This is a genomic window from Raoultella sp. (genome assembly GCF_039594335.1).
In the GTDB taxonomy this organism is placed as follows: domain Bacteria; phylum Pseudomonadota; class Gammaproteobacteria; order Enterobacterales; family Enterobacteriaceae; genus Klebsiella.
In genome coordinates this window covers 65,089-86,242 of the sequence record NZ_JBCNNS010000002.1, presented here as the reverse complement: position 1 = coordinate 86,242, position 21,154 = coordinate 65,089, and the positions used below count along the sequence as shown (strand labels likewise).

Annotated in this window: 21 protein-coding genes and 2 pseudogenes; 12 read left to right on the top strand and 11 right to left on the bottom strand. The window is 55.1% G+C overall.

Features of this window, described 5'->3' with window-relative positions; genetic code table 11:
- A partial coding sequence (locus ACZAHD_RS00920) for an ABC transporter permease subunit (RefSeq protein ID WP_462455118.1) occupies positions 1–496 on the top strand: 496 nt, incomplete at its 5' end.
- A 114-nt stretch (positions 497–610) separates the two neighbouring features.
- On the opposite strand, the gene rimO is transcribed toward ACZAHD_RS00920, so the two are convergent.
- Together rimO and ACZAHD_RS00910 are read right to left on the bottom strand one after the other, a co-directional pair.
- Positions 611–1,936: a 30S ribosomal protein S12 methylthiotransferase RimO gene (rimO, locus tag ACZAHD_RS00915; RefSeq protein ID WP_462455117.1), complete on the bottom strand. Its 1,326-nt coding sequence runs from the start codon at positions 1,934–1,936 to the stop codon at positions 611–613.
- A 127-nt stretch (positions 1,937–2,063) separates the two neighbouring features.
- A pseudogene (locus ACZAHD_RS00910) lies at positions 2,064–2,209 on the bottom strand (MFS transporter); the annotation flags it as partial.
- Positions 2,210–2,479: 270 nt separating this feature from the next.
- Between ACZAHD_RS00910 and bssR the strand changes: the two are divergent.
- Together bssR and ACZAHD_RS00900 are read left to right on the top strand one after the other, a co-directional pair.
- Positions 2,480–2,863 (top strand): biofilm formation regulator BssR, encoded by a 384-nt coding sequence (bssR, locus tag ACZAHD_RS00905; RefSeq protein WP_462455120.1) that lies wholly within the window; start codon positions 2,480–2,482, stop codon positions 2,861–2,863.
- A 116-nt stretch (positions 2,864–2,979) separates the two neighbouring features.
- A complete protein-coding gene (locus tag ACZAHD_RS00900; RefSeq protein WP_462455116.1) occupies positions 2,980–4,092 on the top strand; it encodes a PQQ-dependent sugar dehydrogenase in 1,113 nt (370 codons plus the stop codon).
- Positions 4,093–4,094: 2 nt separating this feature from the next.
- On the opposite strand, the gene ACZAHD_RS00895 is transcribed toward ACZAHD_RS00900, so the two are convergent.
- Positions 4,095–4,721, bottom strand: a complete 627-nt coding sequence (locus ACZAHD_RS00895) for a glutathione S-transferase family protein (protein ID WP_462455115.1) — start codon at positions 4,719–4,721, stop codon at positions 4,095–4,097.
- A gap of 256 nt (positions 4,722–4,977) precedes the next feature.
- On the opposite strand from ACZAHD_RS00895, the gene dacC reads away from it, so the two are divergent.
- The gene (gene dacC / locus ACZAHD_RS00890; RefSeq protein WP_462455119.1) at positions 4,978–6,180 is read left to right on the top strand and encodes a serine-type D-Ala-D-Ala carboxypeptidase; all 1,203 of its coding nucleotides are present in this window, start codon (positions 4,978–4,980) and stop codon (positions 6,178–6,180) included.
- Between the two features lie 28 nt (positions 6,181–6,208).
- Here dacC and deoR read toward each other — a convergent pair whose 3' ends face one another.
- Both deoR and ybjG read right to left on the bottom strand, forming a co-directional pair.
- Positions 6,209–6,967 (bottom strand): DNA-binding transcriptional repressor DeoR, encoded by a 759-nt coding sequence (gene deoR, locus ACZAHD_RS00885; RefSeq protein ID WP_462455114.1) that lies wholly within the window; start codon positions 6,965–6,967, stop codon positions 6,209–6,211.
- A gap of 70 nt (positions 6,968–7,037) precedes the next feature.
- A complete protein-coding gene (gene ybjG / locus ACZAHD_RS00880) occupies positions 7,038–7,631 on the bottom strand; it encodes an undecaprenyl-diphosphate phosphatase (protein ID WP_462455113.1) in 594 nt (197 codons plus the stop codon).
- Between the two features lie 318 nt (positions 7,632–7,949).
- Between ybjG and ACZAHD_RS00875 the strand changes: the two genes are divergently transcribed.
- A complete protein-coding gene (locus ACZAHD_RS00875) occupies positions 7,950–9,188 on the top strand; it encodes an MdfA family multidrug efflux MFS transporter (RefSeq protein ID WP_462455112.1) in 1,239 nt (412 codons plus the stop codon).
- Between the two features lie 46 nt (positions 9,189–9,234).
- On the opposite strand, the gene ACZAHD_RS00870 is transcribed toward ACZAHD_RS00875, so the two are convergent.
- Together ACZAHD_RS00870 and ACZAHD_RS00865 are read right to left on the bottom strand one after the other, a co-directional pair.
- Positions 9,235–10,047 carry a Cof-type HAD-IIB family hydrolase gene (locus ACZAHD_RS00870; RefSeq protein WP_462455111.1) on the bottom strand — a complete coding sequence of 271 codons (813 nt, stop codon included), beginning with the start codon at positions 10,045–10,047 and terminating at the stop codon, positions 9,235–9,237.
- Positions 10,047–11,249 carry an MFS transporter gene (locus ACZAHD_RS00865; RefSeq protein ID WP_462455110.1) on the bottom strand — a complete coding sequence of 401 codons (1,203 nt, stop codon included), beginning with the start codon at positions 11,247–11,249 and terminating at the stop codon, positions 10,047–10,049. The genes ACZAHD_RS00870 and ACZAHD_RS00865 overlap by 1 nt, the downstream gene beginning before the upstream one ends.
- Positions 11,250–11,407: 158 nt before the next feature.
- Between ACZAHD_RS00865 and ACZAHD_RS00860 the strand changes: the two genes are divergently transcribed.
- Positions 11,408–11,956, top strand: coding sequence for a TetR/AcrR family transcriptional regulator (locus ACZAHD_RS00860; protein WP_462455109.1), 549 nt, complete (start codon positions 11,408–11,410; stop codon positions 11,954–11,956).
- Positions 11,957–11,997: 41 nt separating this feature from the next.
- On the opposite strand, the pseudogene ACZAHD_RS00855 reads toward ACZAHD_RS00860, so the two are convergent.
- The 3 genes and pseudogenes from ACZAHD_RS00855 to ACZAHD_RS00845 all read right to left on the bottom strand — a co-directional run bounded on the left by ACZAHD_RS00855 (position 11,998) and on the right by ACZAHD_RS00845 (position 15,826).
- Positions 11,998–12,797, bottom strand: a pseudogene (locus ACZAHD_RS00855) (SDR family NAD(P)-dependent oxidoreductase).
- Positions 12,798–12,876: 79 nt separating this feature from the next.
- Positions 12,877–13,986 (bottom strand): DUF6216 family protein, encoded by a 1,110-nt coding sequence (locus ACZAHD_RS00850; protein ID WP_462455108.1) that lies wholly within the window; start codon positions 13,984–13,986, stop codon positions 12,877–12,879.
- 154 nt (positions 13,987–14,140) lie between these two features.
- Positions 14,141–15,826: an aspartate:alanine antiporter gene (locus ACZAHD_RS00845; RefSeq protein WP_462455107.1), complete on the bottom strand. Its 1,686-nt coding sequence runs from the start codon at positions 15,824–15,826 to the stop codon at positions 14,141–14,143.
- A gap of 268 nt (positions 15,827–16,094) precedes the next feature.
- Between ACZAHD_RS00845 and ybjM the strand changes: the two genes are divergently transcribed.
- Positions 16,095–16,478: an inner membrane protein YbjM gene (gene ybjM / locus ACZAHD_RS00840; RefSeq protein WP_462455106.1), complete on the top strand. Its 384-nt coding sequence runs from the start codon at positions 16,095–16,097 to the stop codon at positions 16,476–16,478.
- A gap of 6 nt (positions 16,479–16,484) precedes the next feature.
- On the opposite strand, the gene ACZAHD_RS00835 is transcribed toward ybjM, so the two are convergent.
- Positions 16,485–16,748, bottom strand: coding sequence for a GrxA family glutaredoxin (locus tag ACZAHD_RS00835; RefSeq protein WP_462455105.1), 264 nt, complete (start codon positions 16,746–16,748; stop codon positions 16,485–16,487).
- 204 nt (positions 16,749–16,952) lie between these two features.
- On the opposite strand from ACZAHD_RS00835, the gene ACZAHD_RS00830 reads away from it, so the two are divergent.
- The 5 genes from ACZAHD_RS00830 (at position 16,953) to potF (ending at position 20,985) form a co-directional block, all read left to right on the top strand.
- Complete coding sequence (locus ACZAHD_RS00830; protein ID WP_462455104.1) at positions 16,953–17,240, top strand: YbjC family protein; 288 nt, start codon at positions 16,953–16,955, stop codon at positions 17,238–17,240.
- Positions 17,224–17,946, top strand: a complete 723-nt coding sequence (nfsA, locus tag ACZAHD_RS00825; protein WP_462455103.1) for an oxygen-insensitive NADPH nitroreductase — start codon at positions 17,224–17,226, stop codon at positions 17,944–17,946. The genes ACZAHD_RS00830 and nfsA overlap by 17 nt, the downstream gene beginning before the upstream one ends.
- A 106-nt stretch (positions 17,947–18,052) precedes the next feature.
- The gene (gene rimK, locus ACZAHD_RS00820) at positions 18,053–18,955 is read left to right on the top strand and encodes a 30S ribosomal protein S6--L-glutamate ligase (protein ID WP_462455102.1); all 903 of its coding nucleotides are present in this window, start codon (positions 18,053–18,055) and stop codon (positions 18,953–18,955) included.
- Between the two features lie 88 nt (positions 18,956–19,043).
- Positions 19,044–19,523 carry a type III secretion system chaperone family protein gene (locus ACZAHD_RS00815; protein WP_462455101.1) on the top strand — a complete coding sequence of 160 codons (480 nt, stop codon included), beginning with the start codon at positions 19,044–19,046 and terminating at the stop codon, positions 19,521–19,523.
- Positions 19,524–19,872: 349 nt separating this feature from the next.
- Complete coding sequence (potF, locus tag ACZAHD_RS00810) at positions 19,873–20,985, top strand: spermidine/putrescine ABC transporter substrate-binding protein PotF (protein WP_462455100.1); 1,113 nt, start codon at positions 19,873–19,875, stop codon at positions 20,983–20,985.
- Positions 20,986–21,154: the final 169 nt, after the last annotated feature.

The window sequence follows — 21,154 nt, the reverse complement described above, 5'->3', positions numbered from 1 at the left end:
CATCTGCGATGTGCTGTTTGCCTTTCCAGGGATCCTGCTGGCGATTGCCGTGGTGGCGGTGATGGGCAGCGGAATGTCGAATGTGATTATTGCGGTGGCGATCTTTTCGATCCCAGCGTTTGCGCGCCTGGTGCGCGGTAACACTCTGGTGCTCAAGCAGCAGACCTTTATTGAGTCGGCGCGCAGCATCGGCGCCAGCGATATGACGATTCTGTTCAGCCATATTTTGCCCGGTACGGTATCGTCGATTGTGGTCTATTTTACCATGCGTATCGGGGTGTCCATTATTTCCGCCGCCAGTCTCTCTTTCCTGGGGCTCGGGGCCCAGCCGCCGACCCCGGAATGGGGAGCAATGCTCAATGAAGCGCGGGCGGATATGGTGATGGCGCCGCACGTGGCGCTGTTCCCGGCGATTGCGATTTTCCTGACGGTGCTGGCGTTTAACCTGCTAGGGGATGGCCTGCGCGATGCGTTGGATCCGAAGATAAAGGGATAAGGTGCTATTCCCCGGTGACGTTGTCGCTTACCGGGGCTACAGACGGGTACGATTTTGTCGCCCGGATTGTGGCGCGTTAGCGCCGCAATCCGGGGATAAGCTCAGAGAGCGTGATTAAACCCGGCTGCCCCACAGGTCGTATTCGTCGGCGTGTTCGACTTTCACACGGACGACATCCCCTGGTTTGACCTTCGTTTCGCCGTTCAGGTAGACCGCGCCGTCGATTTCCGGAGCATCGGCCATACTGCGGCCAATGGCGCCTTCTTCATCAACTTCATCGATCAGCACGGTGATCTCGCGGCCGATTTTCTCCTGCAGGCGCTCGGCTGAGATCTGCTGCTGCAACTGCATAAAGCGATTCCAGCGCTCTTCTTTCACCTCTTCGGGCACCTGATCCGCCAGTTCGTTAGCGGTCGCACCTTCCACCGGGCTGTATTTAAAGCAGCCTACGCGGTCAAGGCGAGCCTCTTTCAGGAAGTCGAGCAGCATCTGGAAATCGTCTTCCGTTTCACCCGGGAAGCCGACGATGAAGGTTGAACGCAGAGTCAGGTCAGGGCAGATTTCACGCCACTGTTTGATACGCGCCAGCTGACGATCGGCAGAACCCGGGCGTTTCATCAGTTTCAGAATGCGCGGGCTGGCATGCTGCAGCGGAATATCCAGATACGGCAGAATTTTCCCTTCCGCCATCAGTGGAATCACGTCATCGACGTGCGGGTACGGATAGACGTAGTGCAGACGGACCCAGATACCCAGTTTCGCCAGCTCTTCGCACAGGCTGACCATGCTGGTTTTTACCGGAGCGCCGTTGTGGAAACCAGTGCGATGCTTCACATCGACACCGTAGGCGGAGGTGTCCTGAGAAATGACCAGCAGTTCTTTGACGCCGGCATCGGCCAGACGTTTGGCTTCGGACAGCACTTCACCAATCGGACGGCTGACGAGGTCGCCGCGCATCGACGGGATAATGCAGAAGGTGCAACGATGGTTACAACCTTCGGAAATTTTCAGGTAGGCGTAATGACGCGGCGTCAGCTTCACGCCCTGTTCCGGCACCAGGCTCAGAAACGGGTTGTGTTTAGGCTTTGGCGAATAGTGATGGACATGCTCCAGAACCTGTTCATAGCTGTGCGGTCCGGTTATCTCCAGCACTTTCGGATGCACTTCGCGAATCTGGTCTTCTTTCGCGCCCAGGCAGCCGGTCACAATAACTTTGCCATTTTCTTTTAACGCTTCGCCAATGGCTTCCAGAGACTCCTGAACGGCGCTGTCGATAAAGCCGCAGGTGTTGACGATAACCATATCGGCATTGTCGTAGGTGGGTACCACGTCATAACCTTCGGTACGCAGTTCGGTCAGGATGCGTTCTGAGTCCACGAGGTTTTTCGGGCAGCCCAGAGAGACAAAGCCGATCTTCGGCTGATGCGTGACATTGCTCATAGTTTAAAAAGTGTTCGATTATTGGAATGGTCAGGGCAGGAATTTTACAGATCTTTATGAAAAAGAGTATAGCCGCGGTGCGACAGATGATGAAAAAGCCCGGGAGATCCTCCCTGGTGGTGGTACGCGACGATGTCACACCTTGGACGGTGGGGTTGCGCTTATTGCGCAGGATGAAAATCGCGATCAGTGTGAAGAGTCCGGCGATGCTGCCGAGAATAAAATCGTATGTGCGAAGAGAGTGGTGTCAAACAGGTAGCCGGCCAGCCTGGATGGCGTAACCCACGATACGTCCCGACATCATCAATCCGGCAATAATCAGCGCCCACCTGGCGGTGGCGCAGTGAACAAATCACGGCATCAGGCAAAGAAGAGCGTTTCACTGCGGGCCTGAAAGAGAGGGCCCGCCGCTCGCGATTTCGAACATAGGTTTAACATTGTAAATGATGTTAATTAACCAGTAATTGTTGACCTTGCGCATCCTTTTGTACAAAAAATAGCCATATTCTGATAATGGTAATGGATGACAGAGGAGGAAACATGATGAGCGTTGACAGACTGTATCGTAACCTTCTGAATAAGCTGATTAATGCCAATATTGACCTCGACGCTTATTTGCAGTTACGCAAAGCGAAGGGCTATATGTCAGTCAGCGAAAATGAGCATCTGCGTGATAATTTGTTCGAACTGTGTGGTGAAATACGTGCATGCGGGCTGCAGTTGCAGCACGATCTTGCCCCGGAAGAAAAGGACGCTCTCCGTCTTGCAGGTGGAGCCATCGCGTCTGCGGCGGTTTGCCTGATGAGCGGGCATCATGATTGTCCGTCGTATATTGCGGTTAACGTAGAGACGCTAGAACGCTGTCTGGCAGAACTGGCGCTGAATATTCGTAAACTGAATAAACAGGCGTCAGTGACCCACGTCTGAATTCAGGGGGAGTCGAGCTCCCCCTGCTTAAGGTTATGTAAAAATCCCCTCCTGATGTTTCCCGCTGGCTACCCTTAGCGCATTGCCGAAAGTATTGCCGATGAAAGGAGAATACCATGCGCCAGGTCGCCATTTCGCTGATGCTCGCTATCCTGCTGTCTCCCACGGTGACTCTCGCCGGGAAGGTGCGTGTTGACGTATTGCAAAATCAGCTTGACCATCCGTGGGCGCTGGCCTTTCTGCCTGATGATCGCGGAATACTGATAACCCTGCGTTCTGGCGAACTGAAGCGCTGGCGGCAGGGGGAAGGTCTTTCGGCCGCGATAAGCGGTGTTCCGCCGGTATGGGCCAGCGGCCAGGGAGGCTTACTTGACGTGGCGCTGGCGCCGGATTTTGCCCAGTCCCGCCGGGTCTGGCTGAGTTTTGCTGAAGTCGGCGATGACGGTAAGGCCGGTACCGCTGTGGGTTACGGTCGTCTGAGCAACAACCTTCAACATCTGGAACATTTTCAGGTCGTCTTCCGCCAGCAGCCGAAGCTCTCCACCGGCAACCATTTCGGCGGGCGCCTGGTTTTTGATGGTAAAGGATATTTATTCATCGGGCTGGGCGAAAATAACCAACGCCCCACGGCCCAGGAGCTGGATAAACTGCAGGGAAAAGTGGTGCGTCTGACCGAGGACGGTAAAGTGCCTGCCGATAATCCTTTTGTTCATCGTGTGGGGGCGAGGCCGGAGATCTGGTCTTATGGCATCCGCAATCCGCAGGGAATGGCGATGAATCCCTGGAGCGATACGCTGTGGCTCAACGAACACGGGCCGCGCGGCGGCGACGAGATTAATATTCCGCAGAGGGGCAAAAACTACGGCTGGCCGCTGGCGACGCACGGAGTCAACTACAGCGGCCTGGCGATTCCCGAAGCGCAGGGCACGGCGGTCGCCGGAACCGAACCCCCGCTTTTCGTCTGGAAGCGCTCTCCGGCGGTAAGTGGAATGGCTTTTTACGCTGCGCAGACTTTCCCGCAGTGGCAGCATAAGCTGTTTATCGGGGCGCTGAAGGATCAGTCGCTGATTGTTCTGAAGGTGGATGGCGATAAGGTGAGCGAAGAGGAGCGTTTTCTGGGCGATCGCGGAAAGCGGATTCGCGATGTGCGTGTCGGACCCGACGGCTATCTGTATGTGTTAACCGACGAGTCCAACGGCGAACTGCTAAAGGTGAGTCCGGCCGAATAGCATCAGGTTACCGGAATCATCACCACATCGCGCCACGCCTGGCGTTCATTAAGCTGCTGGTACCAACGTTGCAGGTGCGGGCGCGGCTGCCAGTTTTCCACAATCGCCATCAGGTTATAAACGAATGGCGCCACGGCGATGTCGCCGAGGCCAAAGGCCTCTCCGGATAGCCAGGGAGAGTGGGCCAGTTCATCGTCAAGAATAGCGAAAAGCGTTTCACAGGCGGCAACACCGGCGGCGATGGCCGCCGGATCTCGCTTATCCGCCGGCGTTCTGACCAGCCCCATTAACACCGGACGGTGGGCGGGAGAAAGCGAACCGTTTGCCCAGTCCATCCATTTGTCGCTCTGTGCGCGCTTGCGCGGCGAAGTGACCCATAAACGATCCTGACCATATTCGGCGGCCAGATAGCGAATAATGGCGTTCGATTCCCACAGGACGAGGTCATTCGCATCATCTTTCAACAGCGGCACCAGGCCGTTCGGGTTCATCGCCAGATATTCCGGGTCATGATTTAAGCCAAACTCTAGCCCTGCCATAATATGCTGATATGGAAGTCCCAACTCCGCCAGCGCCCAGCGTACTTTTTTCACATTCGTCGAGTTATTTCTGCCCCATAGTGTAATCATTTCGGTTCCTGCCTGTTATTGAGCCGTCGTTGCAGCATGGTGAGCAATCATGTTGGAATAAAGATAATATTTAGGCAATTATGATCAAAAAAATTGCTCTGTTTTCAGCAGGGAGCGAGGTTATTGCGTAAACTTTAAAAACTTTACCAACTCGCTGTTTCTTTAAGGTCATTTGTACGCTTTACTCACCGGTTGCTGTAGCGCCGATAGAGTGTTGCGGCATATTTTGTTTGGAAAGGATACTTGGGTGGCTCTTATGACGCATGACGCTTTTTCCCTTCGCGGCCTCGTGGCAGGCTGCGCTCTTCTCGTTCTTGTTGCACCTGCGGTACAGGCTGCGGAACAACTCCCCGATGCCCCGTCGATCGATGCCCGCGCCTGGATCCTGATGGATTACGCCAGCGGTAAAGTGCTGAGCGAGGGCAACGCCGATGAAAAACTCGACCCGGCGAGTCTGACCAAGATCATGACCAGCTATGTCGTCGGGCAGGCGCTGAAGGCGGGCAAAATTAAGTCCACCGATATGGTCACCGTCGGTCGCGATGCCTGGGCTACCGGTAATCCGGCGCTGCGCGGGTCATCGGTGATGTTCCTTAAACCGGGGATGCAGGTTTCGGTCGAGGATCTGAATAAAGGCGTGATTATCCAGTCCGGCAACGATGCCAGCATCGCGATCGCCGACTACGTGGCAGGGAGCCAGGATGCATTCGTCAGCCTGATGAACGGCTATGCGCAAAAAATGAGGCTGACCAATACCACCTTTATGACCGTGCACGGTCTGGATGCTCCGGGCCAGTTTAGTACCGCGCGCGACATGGCGCTGCTGACCAAAGCGATGATTCATGACGTCCCTGAAGAGTACGCCATTCATAAAGAGAAAGAGTTTACCTTCAATAAGATTCGTCAGCCGAACCGCAACCGTCTGCTGTGGAGCTCAAACCTGAACGTGGATGGCGTCAAAACAGGGACCACCGACGGTGCTGGCTACAACCTGGTTTCCTCGGCAACCCAGGGAGACATGCGTCTGATCGCCGTGGTGCTCGGCACCAAGACCGATCGGATTCGTTTTAATGAATCCGAAAAGCTGCTGACCTGGGGCTTCCGTTTCTATGAAACCGTGACGCCGATTAAACCGGATGCCACCTTTATCACCCAGCGCGTCTGGTTTGGCGACAGCAGCGAAGCCAAACTCGGTGCAGGCGAAGCCGGTTCGATTACCCTGCCGCGCGGGCAGCTGAAAAACCTGAAAGCCAGCTATACCCTGACGGATTCGCAGCTGACGGCGCCTCTGAGCAAAGGACAGGTGGTCGGGACCATCGACTTTAAGCTCAATGATAAAACCATCGAGCAGCGTCCGCTGATTGTCATGGAGGCGGTCAATGAAGGCGGTTTCTTTAGCCGGATGATGGACTTCGTGCTGATGAAACTGCACGGCTGGTTCGGTAGCTGGTTCTCGTAAGCGACAAGCCGCGCCCTGCGGGGCGCGGTCAGTAGAGCAGTGAAATCTGTTTTTCTTTCGCCAGCGCAAGCATCTCCTCATCTGGACAGACATCGCTGGCAATCACATCAAAACGCGATAAATCGCCCATTCGCGCTGGTCTGACTTTGCCAAATTTACTGTGATCAACAACCAGAACGTGATAGCGCGCGCTGCTCATCGCCCAGTGCTTCACTGGCAATTCCTCGAGGTTATAGCAGGTGGCGCCCTGCGCGCAGTCGATTCCGGCCGCCGAGTAGAAGGCGATGTCCGGGCACAGATGGCTGAGCGTATCCTGCAGGCTGAGCGGTTTAAAAATGGCATTGCTGGCATGGAATTCGCCGCCGCAGAGGATGGCCCGACACTGGGGTTTTTCCTGTAGCGCCAGAAAAGTGTTCAGCGAATAGCAGACTCCGGTAAAGGGCAGGGCGTTATCAATTGCGTCAATGATCCAGGGCGTGGTTGTCCCGCAGTCGAAAAAGGCCATCTGATGGGCTTCAAGCAGCGCGGCTGCGTGGCGGGCGGCACGGCGTTTTTCATCCACCAGACGGGTTTTCTGGTCGCTGAGCAGGTAATGGGTTGCGCTGCGCGGTTCCAGAACGATATAACCGCCTAACAACACCACCGGGCCATTATGGCCGTTCAGGTCGCGACGAATGGTCATTTCTGATACGCCAAGCAGCGCGGCAGCCTCTTTTAAATGAAGCTTATCGCTGCGCTTGAGCGCCTGAATGAGCTGGCTGATGCGTTCATCACGACGTGTTTCCATATTCCCTCTACGCTGAAATCGCCCGGCATCGGCAGGGCGTCAGTGGGCGATTTTACCTGCCGGAAGAGGGTTAGTCACGCACCCAACCTTTACGAATTGGCAGGGAGAAGCAAACCCGGTACAGCTGCTGCAGGTAGTGATACAGGGCTTGACCGCCGGCCTGCCACAGTAATCCTGCGGCCAGGCAACCGCACATCCCGGTCAGCAGGCCGCCCAGCATATCCAGCGGCCAGTGAACGCCAAGATAGACGCGGGACCAGGCGATTGCCACGGCAGCCGCCAGCAGTGCAATGCCGGACCACAGGCGATGCCAGAACAAGAAAGCCAGCGCAAAGGTAAAGCTGATGGTGCCGTGATTGCTGGGGAAGGAGTTATTCGGTGCGTGATGCAGGAACTGATAGCCGACGCCTGCGGCAAACGGACGCTCATGCGGAAAGAGCAGGCCAAAAATCCATGACAGACTCAGGCTAATCGCCAGCGCCAGGAGCACTTTAAACACCAGCTGCCGCTGGTTTGGCCCCCAAAACCACAGCGCAGAGGTCAACAGAGGCACAATCAGAATGACGTCTTTGGCAATGAAGGTCGCCAGTGCGATGATCCACGAAGGCGAGGTGGGGGTGGCGTTGATTAAGGCAAACAGCGTGTCGTTGATATTTTCCAACATAGGTTCAGGCTCTTGGTATCCGATAGCAATCAGCCGGCCACCTTAAAAAATGGTGGCGATCAATTAAAGCAGCATTGTCTTAATTATCAGGTTATTAGGAAGCTGTTAGTGCAGCATGTCGTGGTGAATATACCGCGGAGTATGAGTATATCGTCTGTAACCTAATTGAAATATAAACGAAATATAGACAGAGTTATTAAAATGGCGGCGATATCGGAAGGTGCATTGCGCTATTTTTAATTGTCACTCACAATTCACTATCTCCTCCGCAAGACTTTCATTAAACTTTGCACGATTTTTGTTCAACTAAGAGATTGCATGCAGAATTATTCACTTTCAGGCAAACGCCTCGGACGGCAGGCGCTTCTGTTCCCGCTCTGTCTGGTGCTATACGAATTTTCCACTTATATCGCTAACGATATGATCCAGCCGGGAATGCTCTCGGTGGTGGAAGAGTTTCAGGTAGGTAATGAATGGGTGCCGACCTCGATGACCGCTTATCTCGCCGGCGGCATGTTTTTGCAGTGGCTGCTGGGACCGCTGTCGGATCGGATCGGTCGTCGCCCGGTGATGCTCACCGGAGTGGTGTGGTTTATTGTCACCTGTCTGGCCACCCTGCTGGCGCAGACGATTGAGCAGTTTACGCTGCTGCGCTTTTTGCAGGGGATTAGTCTGTGTTTCATCGGCGCGGTGGGGTATGCCGCCATTCAGGAGTCATTTGAAGAGGCGATGTGCATCAAAATCACCGCGCTGATGGCGAATGTTGCGCTGATTGCCCCGCTGCTGGGTCCGCTGGTGGGGGCGGCGTGGGTGCACATCCTGCCGTGGGAAATGATGTTCGTGCTGTTTGCCTTGCTGGCTGCCGTCGCCTTTTTTGGCCTGCAGCGCGCGATGCCGGAAACCGCGACGCGCATGGGTGAGAAGCTGTCGATGAAAGAGCTGGGCCGCGATTATGGCCTGGTGCTGAAGAATCTGCGTTTCGTCGCCGGCGCGTTGGCTACCGGTTTTGTCAGCCTGCCGCTGCTGACGTGGATTGCCCAGTCGCCGGTGATTATTATCAGTGGGGAAAACGCCACCAGCTATGAGTATGGCCTGCTGCAGGTGCCGATTTTCGGCGCGCTGATTGCCGGTAACCTGGTACTGGCGCGACTGACCTCGCAGCGGACGGTGCGTTCGCTGATTATTCTCGGCGGCTGGCCTATTATGTTCGGTCTGTTGCTCTCCGCGGTGGCGACGGTGGTATCGACCCATGCTTATTTGTGGATGACCGCCGGGCTGAGCATCTACTCCTTCGGGATTGGTCTGGCGAACGCCGGGTTAGTCCGCCTGACGCTGTTTGCCAGCGACATGAGTAAAGGCACGGTTTCAGCCGCAATGGGGATGCTGCAGATGCTGATTTTTACCGTCGGCATAGAGGTGAGTAAGCATGCATATGAGCTGGGTGGTAGTGGGGTATTCAGTCTGTTTAACTTGCTCAGTGGCGTGGTGTGGCTGGCGCTGATTGTCTATTTTCTCAAAGACAAGAGTGTCGGAAACACCAACGACCCGCAGGCATAACGTCGAGCGTTCCGGGTGGGGCACTGTCGCCGCACCCGGACGAAGATCAGGCGAACGGCGCTTCGCGATTCAGCACTTTGTCGATGATGTGCAGCACACCTTCTTCATTGTTATGCGGCGCATCGTAGCTGGCGACGGCTTTCACCGGCGCTGCCGCGTTGGCCATTGCAAAGCCAAACCCGGCATGTTGCAGCATTTCAATATCGTTTCCGCTGTCGCCAAAGGCGACGACTTCATGATTATCAATGCCCCAGCGCTCTTGCAAAATACGCAGGCCGTTGGCTTTGTGAACGCCGGGAATAATCAGGTCGATACTGCCGTAGCCGGTGGCCACGGCGGTCACCATATCGCCCAATGCCGCGTGTAGCTGCGGCTGGATTTGTGCAATCAGAGGGTCAGGCACGTTGAGGCCGAATTTCAGTATCACGTCATCGATATGGTTGAAATCATCCACCAACTGCAGGCGATGATAATATTTCGCGGCGACCGTCTTTAACTCATCGTTGTAGCGATTCAGGGTATACGCACTGCGTTTGCCGCAAGCGATAATTTCAATGTTGGTGTGCGTTTGCAGATAGTCGATGACAGTGTGGAAATGATCTTTCGGTAGCTGACAGTTAAAAACGTCATCGCCGGCGCTGACCACCCAGCCGCCGTTTTCGGCGACAAAGGCTATCTCGTGGGCGATGTCCGGGAAAAATGAAATCAGCTGGTAATACTGGTTGCCACTGGCGACGACAAAGCGAATATTCTGCTCGCGCATACGCTGATACTGGCGCAGGAAACGCGGGCGATTGTAGGTTTTGGCATCGTTTAAGAAGGTGCCATCCATGTCTACCGCAATCAGTTTGATGCTCATTAACTGTTCTCCATGGCAGGTTCATTTTGTGGTTTTGCTACCGCTCTGGCGACCAATGCCGCGACCATGACCAGACCCAGCACTACCATCATGGCGCTGCGCAGGCCAAAGTGTTCGCCAAGGAAGCCCAGCAGCGGCGGCCCGACCAGGAAGGCAAGGTAGCCGGTTATCGCCACCACGCTGACGCGCTTCGGGGCATCGGGGCCGGTGTCGCTGGCCGCGGAAATGGTTAGCGGAAAACCGAGCGATGCGCCAAGTCCCCACAGTAGCACCGAGACGCCGGCCACCCACGGGTTATCGACGAAGATAATCAGGCCGATGCCCAGCGCGCCCATGACGGCGCTGGCACGCACTACCGTGACCCGGCTATAGCGATCGATAAACCAGCCGCCGGTAAAGCGACCTATTGTCATCCCGAGGGTGAAGCCGGCGTAAATCAAGGAGCCAGAGGTGGGACTGAAGCCGTGGCCGTCCACCATCAATAGCGGCAGCCAGTCGTTGGCAGATCCTTCAGCAAAGGCCATCGCCAGCACCACGACGCCAATCAGCAACAGCTGAACATCACGCCATACCGGCAGACCTTTTTCCTCATGATGCGCGCTTTCAGCCGCATTTTGTCCGGTCCCATCAGGGATGGCGCGAATCGCAATGGCAATCGGAGCAATCGCCATCAGTGCAGCCAGCAGAATATGCGGCGCGGCGGGCAGACCAAAACCGGTCACCGCCATCCCCACACCAGCGCCGAACAGCGTACCGAAGCTGTAAAACCCGTGCATCATCGGCAGGACGGTCTTATTCATTTCTCGCTCGACGGCGGCGCCTTCGACGTTAATGGCCACCTCCGCCGAACCGAAGCTGGCGCCGAAAATGGCCAGCCCGAGGGCAAACAACACCGCCGAGGTGAGCCACAACGCTACGCTGAGCACTATCATGCCGACCACGGCGCACGACATGGTGGTGCGAATCACCTTACGCGTACCAAAGCGTTTGACCAGCCACGCCGAGCAGAGAATCCCGCTCATCGAACCAATCGACAGGCCAAATAAAACGATGCCCATTTCCGCCGTTGACAGCGTCAGCAGGTCGCGGATCGCCGGAGTACGGGTAGCCCATGAGGCCATCAGCAATCCAGGGATAAAGAAGAACATGAAGAGGGCCCAGAGTCGGAGCTGTAAGGCCCGGCGGGAGGTTTGCGCAGTCATCCGTAAACGCCTGTGAATGAGAAGATGAAGACAACAGTAGCAAGGTTGTGTACATTTGTACATATTCTTCAGCATGCGTATTCGAACATGGACCGGGCGCCAGGGAGAGCGACATTGCTGCCGACAGCAAGCGCATGACAGCGACTAAGAGGAAAGATATGGTCCGTCGACCGAACGATCCACAGCGCCGAGAGCGCATTTTGCAGGCGACGCTGGATACCATTGCCGCCCACGGGATTCACGCGGTAACCCATCGTAAAATTGCCAGCTGTGCGGAGGTCCCGCTAGGCTCGTTGACATATTATTTCAGCGGCATTGAAGCGCTGATAGAAGAGGCGTTTCGCATTTTTACCCGCGATATGTCCGTGCAGTACCAGCAGTTTTTTACTACGGTCAGCAGCCGTGAAGAGGCCTGCGATGCGATTGCCGAGCTGATTTTCAGCGCTCAGGTGACGACCGCGCGAAATATGGAGTTGATGTATCAGCTGTATGCGTTTTGCAGCAGCCAGCCAGCGCTGAAGACGGTGATGCAGCACTGGATGCGGAGCAGTCAGCAAACGCTGGAGCAGTGGTTTGAACCTGCTACGGCTCGCGGGCTGGATGCGTTCATAGAGGGAATGACCCTGCATTTTGTCACCGATAGCGCGCCGCTCTCAAAGCAGGAAATTCGTCTGATGGTCGCACGGCTGGCCGGAGAGGGGGAATAGCCGGATAAAGCGCTGTGCGGAGGTATTGTCAGAGCCGGGCGTTATCCGCCAGTAGTCGCACCGGTCGTCATATTAACCACCGTTGCCGTCATCGCGTCGGCACGATCGGATGCCAGAAAGGTGATGACATCGGCCACCTGCGTCAGCGCCGGCAAGCGGTTGAGCATGGCGCTGCGCGCTGCGCCACCAACCCACTGTTCGACCGTTAATCCCGTCGCCTGTGCTTTTGCAGCAAAGACTTCCGCGGTGTAAGATCCAGCCTCAACCGCGTCACTAAAGGCGTGCGAGCGCACGCCGAGGACGCGGATATTCTTCGTCCCCAGCTCGCTGGCGAGCGCTGTGATGAAGGCTTCGCTGCCCGCACAGCCGACAATATGGCCCAGGTGGCCCGGCATGGCCATTGTTGCCGCCGGAGCCACGACGGTGATAAGGGCAGCCGGGCGAGCGCCGCCCATATGGGGGATAACGGCTTTCGCCAGGCTGAACTGGGCCGCCAGGAACGGGGTGATACCCTGCATGAACTCGGCGAGGGAGAGCATTGTGATCTCCTTGCCCTGATTATGGACGAAGCCGGTAGCATTGATGACGATGTCGAGCCCGCCGCTGCGCTGCGTCAACTGCGCTATCCGCTCGCCGATCGATCGCTCATCGAGGACATCAACGATAAAGGTCTCGCCCCTGCCGCCCGCCGCATGAATTTCCCCCGCCACTCGATCCAGCTTCTTGCGATCACGCGCGCCGAGGTAAACTCGTCCCCCTCGCGGGCCATCGCATGCGCCACGGCGGAGCCTATCGCACCGCTGCCGCCGAAGATGGCGATGACTTTATCTTTCACCAGCATCGCCTTTACCTCTCACCGGACTGAACTCGTCAAAGTATGTGCAATAACCGGGAGGATGCCAATGCGAGGGAGAATGCAGTTACCGCTGGGGTCGGCGAGTGTCTTTCTCCTCTAGCTCCTGATAGATAGCGTAAATACCCGTCGTTTCGAAATTGCCCTGGACGCAATGAATCGCTTTTTGTTGTTCAAGCAAAATAAAGTGCCTGACTTTATTGGTGTAGTGAATCATTAATATCAATCCCGACAACAGCCATAGCAGCATAAATTCAATAATAAAAATGGATGAGTAAGTGACAATTTTTTCTTTTTTGAAGTTTTTAATTGCTTCTTCTAAATACTCCTTGCCTTCGGCTGTTGTTAGCAAACGGCAAACATCGTTATGGTATTCGCGGTCCGGCACGCTGGCGGTGTTTTTCGTCGGGGCCTTGTTGGCCTCACAGTCATTTATTGAGACGGTCCATCGAGGTGCCGCCAGCACCGTGGCTTCCGTTGCGGTTGTTTTAGAGACATAAAAGCGATCGCCTGACTTTTTCCAAATCAACAGTGCCGTGTCTGGCGGGGCAGTATAGGTTTGCACAAGCGGGGGGACAAAATACCACAAAGACCATGCAAAAATAGCGGAGAACAAGAGGGTGATTAATTTCTCGGGCCAGCCTGTTGAGGGCAATTTTTTTAAGGGGATGGAGAGGGCAAAGAAGTTCAAAATGAAGGGGGGTACCCCCGCATTCTTTAACACGCTGCCGTGGCCTTTTTTATATTTGAAAATCCCATTGACTGCTTTTCGCAATGGCTGGAACAGAAAAGCGAGAACGGTCAGGGCAGCGACCGTCGTGCTCAGCGGGGCGCCGGAGAACTCCGAAATAAACATCGTAAAGTCAGGGGGAAAAGCGGACATCAACATCTCCTGTGGTAAACATTCCTTATGGGGAGGATTTGATCTTCCGGGCAAGCGGGAGGCGTCGCGAACGGAGCGCCCGGTTCTTTGCTGATGACGTGTGCAACTCGGCGCTTCACCCGGCGTATCAGTGTACATCACCAGCGGGTTCAGGGGAGGGTAACGCATCCATGAGGCCTGGCACAATATGAGGAGCATGGTCCCGGGAAGATGCCCGACCGATGCGGCGCTGGTCGCTGTGTCATCGCCAATGGTACCGCCAGAGGGTGGTAACTGAATAATTTTAAAGGTCATAAAATTCAGGCAACAAAAAACCCATCAACCTTGAACCAAAATGGCGGGGTTGATGGGCTCCACAAAATGGGGACATCAAAGAAAAGCAGTGGCACTACTTATGACTGATGGCCAAGAGAAAAGTTCTGCCTCTGTCTCATTTTTTCTCAAATATTTACTGTAGCCCTGGCCAGATGATGACAATCAGCGTCCCCGCCAGGGTCAGCAGCACGTTGGCAATCGCATACGTGCCCGCGTAGCCAAGCGCCGGAATGTTGCTGCGCGCGGTGTCGCTGATAATTTCCATCGCCGGGGCACAGGTACGCGCCCCCATCATGGCGCCAAACAACATCGCGCGGTTCATGCGTAGCACATAGGCGCCAAATAAGAAGCAAATCACCACCGGCACCAGGCTGACGATAAGACCCGCCGCCAGCATCTGGCCGCCGATGGTGCCCAGGCCGTGACCAATTCCGGCGCCGGCGCTCAGACCGACCCCGGCCATGAAGACCATCAGGCCGAACTCTTTCACCATATTCAGCGCGCCCTGTGGAATGTAGCCGAAGGTCGGGTGGTTGGCTCGCAGGAAGCCGAGCATAATCCCGGCAAACAGCAGCCCCGCCGCGTTACCGATGCCAAAGCTGAAAGAGCTGAACTGGAAGGTGATCATGCCGATCATCAGGCCGACGATAAAGAAGGCGCAGAAGGCGAGCAGGTCGGTCACCTGGCTGTGAATGGAGATAAAGCCGATGCGGTCGGCAACGGTTTTGACGCGTCGCGCGTCGCCGCTGACCTGTAACACGTCGCCTTTGTTGAGCACCACGTTATCGTCGATAGGCATTTCAATCTGGCTGCGAATGACGCGGTTTAAGAAGCAGCCGTGATCGGTCAGCTTCAACTGCGCCAGACGGCGTCCGACAGCGTTATGGTTTTTCACCACGATCTCTTCGGTGACGATGCGCATATCCAGCAGGTCGCGGTCGAAGACCTCTTTGCCGTTACGGAAGCTGGGGTCAAGGCGGGCGTGGGCGTCCGGGTAGCCTACCAGCGCGATATCATCCCCCATCTGCAGGACAGCATCGCCATCCGGGTTAGCCAGAATACCGTTACGACGAATACGCTCAATGTAGCAACCGGTTTGCCGGTAAATACCCAGTTCGCGCAGATTTTTCCCGTCAGCCCAGGCGACCAGTTCCGGGCCGACGCGATAGGCACGGATCACCGGCAGGTAGACTTTACGTTTGGAGTCGGTATCGAGTCCGCGTTCACGCGCAATTTGTTGGGCGCTGGTTTGCAGATCCTGATGCTGTAGCTTCGGCATATAGCGCGCGCCAACGATCAGACTGACGAGACCAATCAGATAGGTCAGGGCGTAGCCCAGACTCAGGTGGTCGAGGGAGAGCGCCAGCCGATCGTTGGGCAGGCCAAAGTGGCGAAGCGTATCTCCCGCACCGACCAGAACCGGCGTTGAGGTCATGGCACCTGCGAGCATCCCGGCGGTCAGGCCGATGTCCCAGCCGAACAGTTTTCCCAGCCCCATCGCCAGCAGCATCGCACTGCCGACCATCACCAGGGCTAGCATCAGATAGTTTTTTCCGTCGCGAAAAAAAATAGAAAAAAAGTTGGGGCCCGCTTCCACGCCAACGCAAAAAATAAACAGCATAAAGCCCAGATTTAGCGCATCAGTGTTAATACTGAAATGCTGCTGACCTAATAATAATGAAACCACTAAAACGCCAATAGAATTACCAAGTTGTACTGACCCGAGGCGAAGTTTCCCGAGACAAAGCCCCAAGGCAAGTACAACGAATAATAACAGGATGTAATTCCCGTTTAACAAATCTGCGACGTTTATATTCACGAAAGCCAACTTCTCATTTACTAGTAAGTTGTTGAAGGAAATGGTTATTTGGTCTAAGGTTGGTCCAGTGTTCGCGTTGTCCCGAACCCTGTTCTGGCATCCCGTTATAACCAGTAAAAACAAAGCCGGTAGTTTAATCCTTCCTGGATGCTGCGGCTAGTCACAATCGTTTTTACGCCGATGGGGGCTAAATTGGCATGGATTGCCGGAATGCTTTATCTGACTGGACGAAAGTTAAGTGGGTTAGAAGCAGTATCAGGAGGATGTTGTGAAATATGAGCGTGCCTGGGTGGGTATTACCTGTGGGTTCTTTCTGTTTATCCTGGTGTGTTTACTGCTGTTGCTGCATATGAAAGACGCCTTTCGGGTTACCGGTAATCCTGAGGTGGGGCTGCTCTACTTTTTGCTGCCCGGTGCGGCCGCCAGCTGCCTCTCTGCAGAGCGACGCGTCATCCAACCGCTGGTGGGGGCGATTCTGGCAACCCCGGTCTGTCTGCTGATCATGCGGCTTTTTTTTGCGGCTCAGCGCACCTTCTGGCAACAGCTGGCGTGGTTGTTTAGTGCGGTGTTCTGGTATGCGCTGGGCTCGCTGTGCTTTCTGTTTATCTGCGCCTGGCTGAATACCAGACGCAATCATTCTTCAGAGGAATGAGCCGGCTCAGGCAAACAGACCGAGATGCTCTTTCGCCCATGCTTCAAAATCGGTGCAGCCGCCGATATGTTTTTGATCGACAAAAATCTGCGGAACGGTCTCAACCGGTTTGCCTACAGTCTTTTCCAGGTCGCTCTTGCTGATGCCTTCGGCGTGAATATCAACGTAGCGGTAGTTGAAGTCATCACGTTCATTGGTCAGTTTCTCTGCCAGCTCTTTGGCACGAACGCAATATGGGCAACCAGGACGACCAAAAATAACGGTAAACATACTTTCTCTCCTTACATCTCAGCCGGATGGCGAAGGACCGCTATGATGACGCGTTGTGCCGGCGAGGAAAAGAAGGTTCTGCCTTTTTCTTCGATGGTTTAAGGCTATGTTTGATAAATATCTTCGTGGTTAAATCATTATACTGTGTCTGCCGTGCGCGATGGGCCACGAGACCGCGCGGAAAACATTGACTGGAGGAGAGCTATGCGATCGCCTGCCGTTTTACCCAAAAGCGTCCTGGTGGTAGAGATTATCGGGATTGCGCTGTTGACTCTCGCCTGGCTCTCGCTCAATCAGAACCTGCAGCTGCCGGCGCCATTTTCCAGCCCAACGGCGGCGATGCTGATGATCTTTTTCGGGATCTTGCTGATACTCCCGGCCGCGATAGCACTAATATGGCGAATGGCCAGGATCGTCGCGCCGCAGCTGACTCACACGCCAAAACCAACTTCTTCATCAGACAGAGAAAAACAAGATGACCCCGACCATTGATCTGCTGCGCAGCCACCGTTCTATCCGCCACTTTACCGATGCGCCAATCGGCGACGAACAGCGCGAAGCTATCATCGCCAGCGCGCAGGGGGCCTCAAGCTCGAGCTTTTTACAATGCAGCTCCATTATTCGTGTCACCGATCCTCAGCTTCGTGAGCAATTGGTCACGATGAGCGGCGGCCAGCAGCACGTTGCGTGCGCGGCGGAGTTCTGGGTATTTTGTGCCGACTTTAATCGTCTTCTGCAAATCTGTCCGGATGCCCGACTCGGGCTGGCCGAACAGTTGCTGCTGGGAGCGGTGGATACCGCAATAATGGCGCAAAATGCGCTGGTCGCCGCCGAATCCCTGGGCCTCGGCGGCGTCTATATCGGTGGGATCCGCAATAGCATTGAAGGGGTGACCGAACTGCTGAAGCTGCCGCAGCATGTCCTGCCGCTGTTTGGCCTGTGCCTGGGATGGCCTGCCGATAACCCGGAGGTGAAGCCGCGCATGCCCGCAGCGCTGCTGGTGCATGAAAATGCGTACCAGCCGGTGGATGAGGCGGTGCTGGCGCAATATGATGAGCAGATGGCGCAATACTACCTGTCGCGTGGCAGCAACACGCGTCGTGATACCTGGAGCGACCATATTCGCCGCACTATCATTAAAGAAAGTCGCCCGTTTATTCTCGAATATCTGCATAAGCAGGGGTGGGCAACGCGCTGATTGCGTGTACACTGCTTCCCGCCCTGCCATATGATGGACCGGGCGGTTGTGGCGCAATTAACATATTGCAGGCCTGCCGGAGCGGGCCTTGTTGCAGAGGTGCAGGGTGAAAATTGCTATATTATCCCGGGATGGAACGCTTTATTCCTGTCGTCGCCTGCGCGAAGCCGCGCAAAAACGCGGTCACCAGGTGGAAATCCTCGATCCGCTTTCCTGCTATATGAGCGTGAGTCCGGTGGCTTCATCGATTCACTATAAAGGACGTCAGCTCCCGCATTTCGATGCCGTGATCCCACGCATTGGTTCCGCGATTACCTATTACGGGACCGCCGCCCTTCGTCAGTTTGAACTGCTTGGCAGCTTTCCGCTCAATGAATCAGTGGCGATAACCCGCGCCCGCGACAAGCTGCGCTCGTTGCAATTGCTGGCGCGCCAGGGGATCGATCTGCCGCTGACCGGTATTGCGCACTCCCCGGACGACACCAGCGACCTGATTGCCATGGTCGGCGGCGCGCCGCTGGTGGTCAAACTTGTGGAGGGGACGCAGGGCATCGGCGTCGTGCTGGCGGAGACGCGTCAGGCAGCAGAGAGCGTGATTGATGCTTTCCGCGGCCTGAACGCCCATATTCTGGTTCAGGAGTATATCGCCGAGGCGAAAGGGCGGGATCTACGCTGTCTGGTCGTCGGTAATGATGTGGTGGCGGCGATTGAGCGGCGGGCGAAAGAGGGGGATTTCCGCTCTAACCTGCATCGTGGCGGTGTGGCGACGGTGGCGACGATCAGCGATCAGGAACGTGAAATGGCCATCAGGGCAGCGCAAACCCTGGGGCTGGATGTCGCCGGGGTGGATATCCTTCGCGCAACCCGCGGTCCGCTGGTGATGGAAGTGAACGCTTCTCCGGGTCTGGAAGGCATTGAAACTACCACCGGAATTGATATTGCCGGGCGCATGATCGCCTGGATTGAACGTCAGGCCACGCCAGAATTTTGTCTGAAAATGGGCGGATAATCAGCGCGGGCGACACTTTCATGGTATGCGCTGCATTTTTTGCGTAAGCTATGGCGTCGTTTTTCTACAGTAAGAGGTCACAGGTCATATGGATTCACTGGTCGTTCCGGGTCTGGATACGCTACGTCACTGGCTCGATGAGTTAGGTATCAACTTCTTTGAGTGTGATTCCTGCCAGGCCTTGCATCTGCCACATATGCAGAATTTCGACGGCATTTTTGATGCGAAGCTCGATCTGGTGGATAACGTCGTGCTCTTTTCTGCTCTCGCAGAAGTGAAGCCTTCTGCGTTGCTCGGGCTCTCGGCGGATCTATCGGCAATAAACGCCAGCTCGTTGACCGTCAAAGCCTTCCTCGATATTCAGGATGACAATCTACCCAAACTGGTGGTGTGTCAGGCACTATCCGTCGGCGTCGGAATTACCGTTGAACAGTTTGGCTGGTTTTTCCGCCAGAGCGAAGAGCAGATCTCGATGGTTATCCTCGAAGCGGCGGCTAACCAGGTGCTCTATAAAGCCGAAGAAGAAGAGTATGCCGCTGAAGATATTCAGCACCATTTTCTTCACTAAACCTGTCGATGAATAGCGCAGCCACTGCCATAGCGGCTGCGTATTACGTGCTTTTATTCTGCATTTAACCTTCCTTTAAAGAATTTTTCACCGCCATTCAGCCGCTTTTGGCTTATCACGTAGACCGTTATTGCATAAAAAATTGATAAAAGGCGTTATTTTACCTGGGCTATAGCCTCTTATTCTGGCTACAGTTATTCTGACGATGCTTCCAGTTGCGGGCAACCATTCCGGGAGAGATCCTCTCTCCTTTTCTTAGGTAATGAGAAAATATGCATGATTATTGCATGCAGACAAGTGCGTACATTAAGCCCGCTTGTTAACGGGCATTGAGAAGGAAAAAAGAGATATGAACGCCTTTGGTAAAAAATGGTTAACAGGTCTGGTTACGGGTGCGTTGATGGCCGTCTCTGCCGGTTCATTCGCCGCTGAACAAAAAACCCTGCATGTTTATAACTGGTCTGATTATATTGCGCCGGATACGGTGGCAAATTTTGAAAAAGAGACCGGTATTAAAGTGGTGTACGACGTTTTTGATTCCAACGAAGTGCTGGAAGGAAAATTAATGGCGGGCAGCACCGGTTTTGACCTGGTGGTCCCGTCCGCCAGCTTCCTTGAACGTCAGCTGGCGGCAGGTGTCTTCCAGCCGCTGGACAAGAGCAAGCTGCCAAACTGGAAGAATCTTGACCCGGAAGTCCTGAAGCTGGTCGCCAAACACGACCCGGATAACAAGTATGCGATGCCGTACCTGTGGGCGACCACCGGCATTGGCTATAACGTTGATAAAGTGAAAGCGGCGCTGGGTAAAGATGCGCCGCTTAATAGCTGGGATCTGGTGCTCAAGCCGGAGAATCTGGAAAAACTGAAAAGCTGCGGCGTCTCCTTCCTCGACGCGCCGGAAGAGATCTTTGCCACCGTCCTGAACTATCTGGGCAAGGATCCGAACAGCTCTAAAGCCGATGACTACACCGGCCCGGCGACCGATCTACTGCTGAAGCTGCGACCGAATATTCGCTACTTCCACTCCTCACAGTACATTAACGATCTTGCCAACGGCGATATCTGCGTCGCCATCGGCTGGGCGGGTGATGTCTGGCAGGCGGCCAATCGCGCCAAAGAGGCGAAAAATGGCGTCAACGTCACCTACTTTATTCCTAAAGAGGGGGCGCTGGCGTTCTTTGACGTCTTCGCGATGCCAGCGGATGCGAAAAATAAAGACGAGGCTTATCAATTCCTTAACTATCTGATGCGCCCGGATGTTATCGCTAAAATCAGCGATAAGGTGTACTACGCCAACGGTAACAAGGCCTCCACGCCGCTGGTCAGCGAAGCCATCCGTAATAATCCGGCTATCTACCCGCCAGCCGATGTGTTCGCCAAACTGTTCACCCTGAAGGTGCAGGATCCGAAAATCGACCGCGTACGTACGCGTGCGTGGACGAAAGTCAAAAGTGGGAAATAAAACCTGATGGCCCGGTTCACCGGGTCTGAAAAGGTCTGACCCGGTCGGATGGTTTCGCCATGCGACCGGGCAACAAACGGATAAAAGTGCAGCGAATATATGCACCAGGATGGTGCACCTGCACTGTAAGGTTCAATGTATGGCAACCGGGCCATACGGTGGAAGTTTT

Bases quoted from the DNA above. Each gene is read 5' to 3' on its own strand.
- rimO (WP_462455117.1), bottom strand. From the start codon at position 1,936: ATGAGCAATGTCACGCATCAGCCGAAGATCGGCTTTGTCTCTCTGGGC.
- bssR (WP_462455120.1), top strand. From the start codon at position 2,480: ATGAGCGTTGACAGACTGTATCGTAACCTTCTGAATAAGCTGATTAAT.
- ACZAHD_RS00900 (WP_462455116.1), top strand. From the start codon at position 2,980: ATGCGCCAGGTCGCCATTTCGCTGATGCTCGCTATCCTGCTGTCTCCC.
- ACZAHD_RS00895 (WP_462455115.1), bottom strand. From the start codon at position 4,721: ATGATTACACTATGGGGCAGAAATAACTCGACGAATGTGAAAAAAGTA.
- dacC (WP_462455119.1), top strand. From the start codon at position 4,978: ATGACGCATGACGCTTTTTCCCTTCGCGGCCTCGTGGCAGGCTGCGCT.
- deoR (WP_462455114.1), bottom strand. From the start codon at position 6,967: ATGGAAACACGTCGTGATGAACGCATCAGCCAGCTCATTCAGGCGCTC.
- ybjG (WP_462455113.1), bottom strand. From the start codon at position 7,631: ATGTTGGAAAATATCAACGACACGCTGTTTGCCTTAATCAACGCCACC.
- ACZAHD_RS00875 (WP_462455112.1), top strand. From the start codon at position 7,950: ATGCAGAATTATTCACTTTCAGGCAAACGCCTCGGACGGCAGGCGCTT.
- ACZAHD_RS00870 (WP_462455111.1), bottom strand. From the start codon at position 10,047: ATGAGCATCAAACTGATTGCGGTAGACATGGATGGCACCTTCTTAAAC.
- ACZAHD_RS00865 (WP_462455110.1), bottom strand. From the start codon at position 11,249: ATGACTGCGCAAACCTCCCGCCGGGCCTTACAGCTCCGACTCTGGGCC.
- ACZAHD_RS00860 (WP_462455109.1), top strand. From the start codon at position 11,408: ATGGTCCGTCGACCGAACGATCCACAGCGCCGAGAGCGCATTTTGCAG.
- ACZAHD_RS00850 (WP_462455108.1), bottom strand. From the start codon at position 13,986: ATGACCTTTAAAATTATTCAGTTACCACCCTCTGGCGGTACCATTGGC.
- ACZAHD_RS00835 (WP_462455105.1), bottom strand. From the start codon at position 16,748: ATGTTTACCGTTATTTTTGGTCGTCCTGGTTGCCCATATTGCGTTCGT.
- ACZAHD_RS00830 (WP_462455104.1), top strand. From the start codon at position 16,953: ATGCGATCGCCTGCCGTTTTACCCAAAAGCGTCCTGGTGGTAGAGATT.
- nfsA (WP_462455103.1), top strand. From the start codon at position 17,224: ATGACCCCGACCATTGATCTGCTGCGCAGCCACCGTTCTATCCGCCAC.
- ACZAHD_RS00815 (WP_462455101.1), top strand. From the start codon at position 19,044: ATGGATTCACTGGTCGTTCCGGGTCTGGATACGCTACGTCACTGGCTC.
- potF (WP_462455100.1), top strand. From the start codon at position 19,873: ATGAACGCCTTTGGTAAAAAATGGTTAACAGGTCTGGTTACGGGTGCG.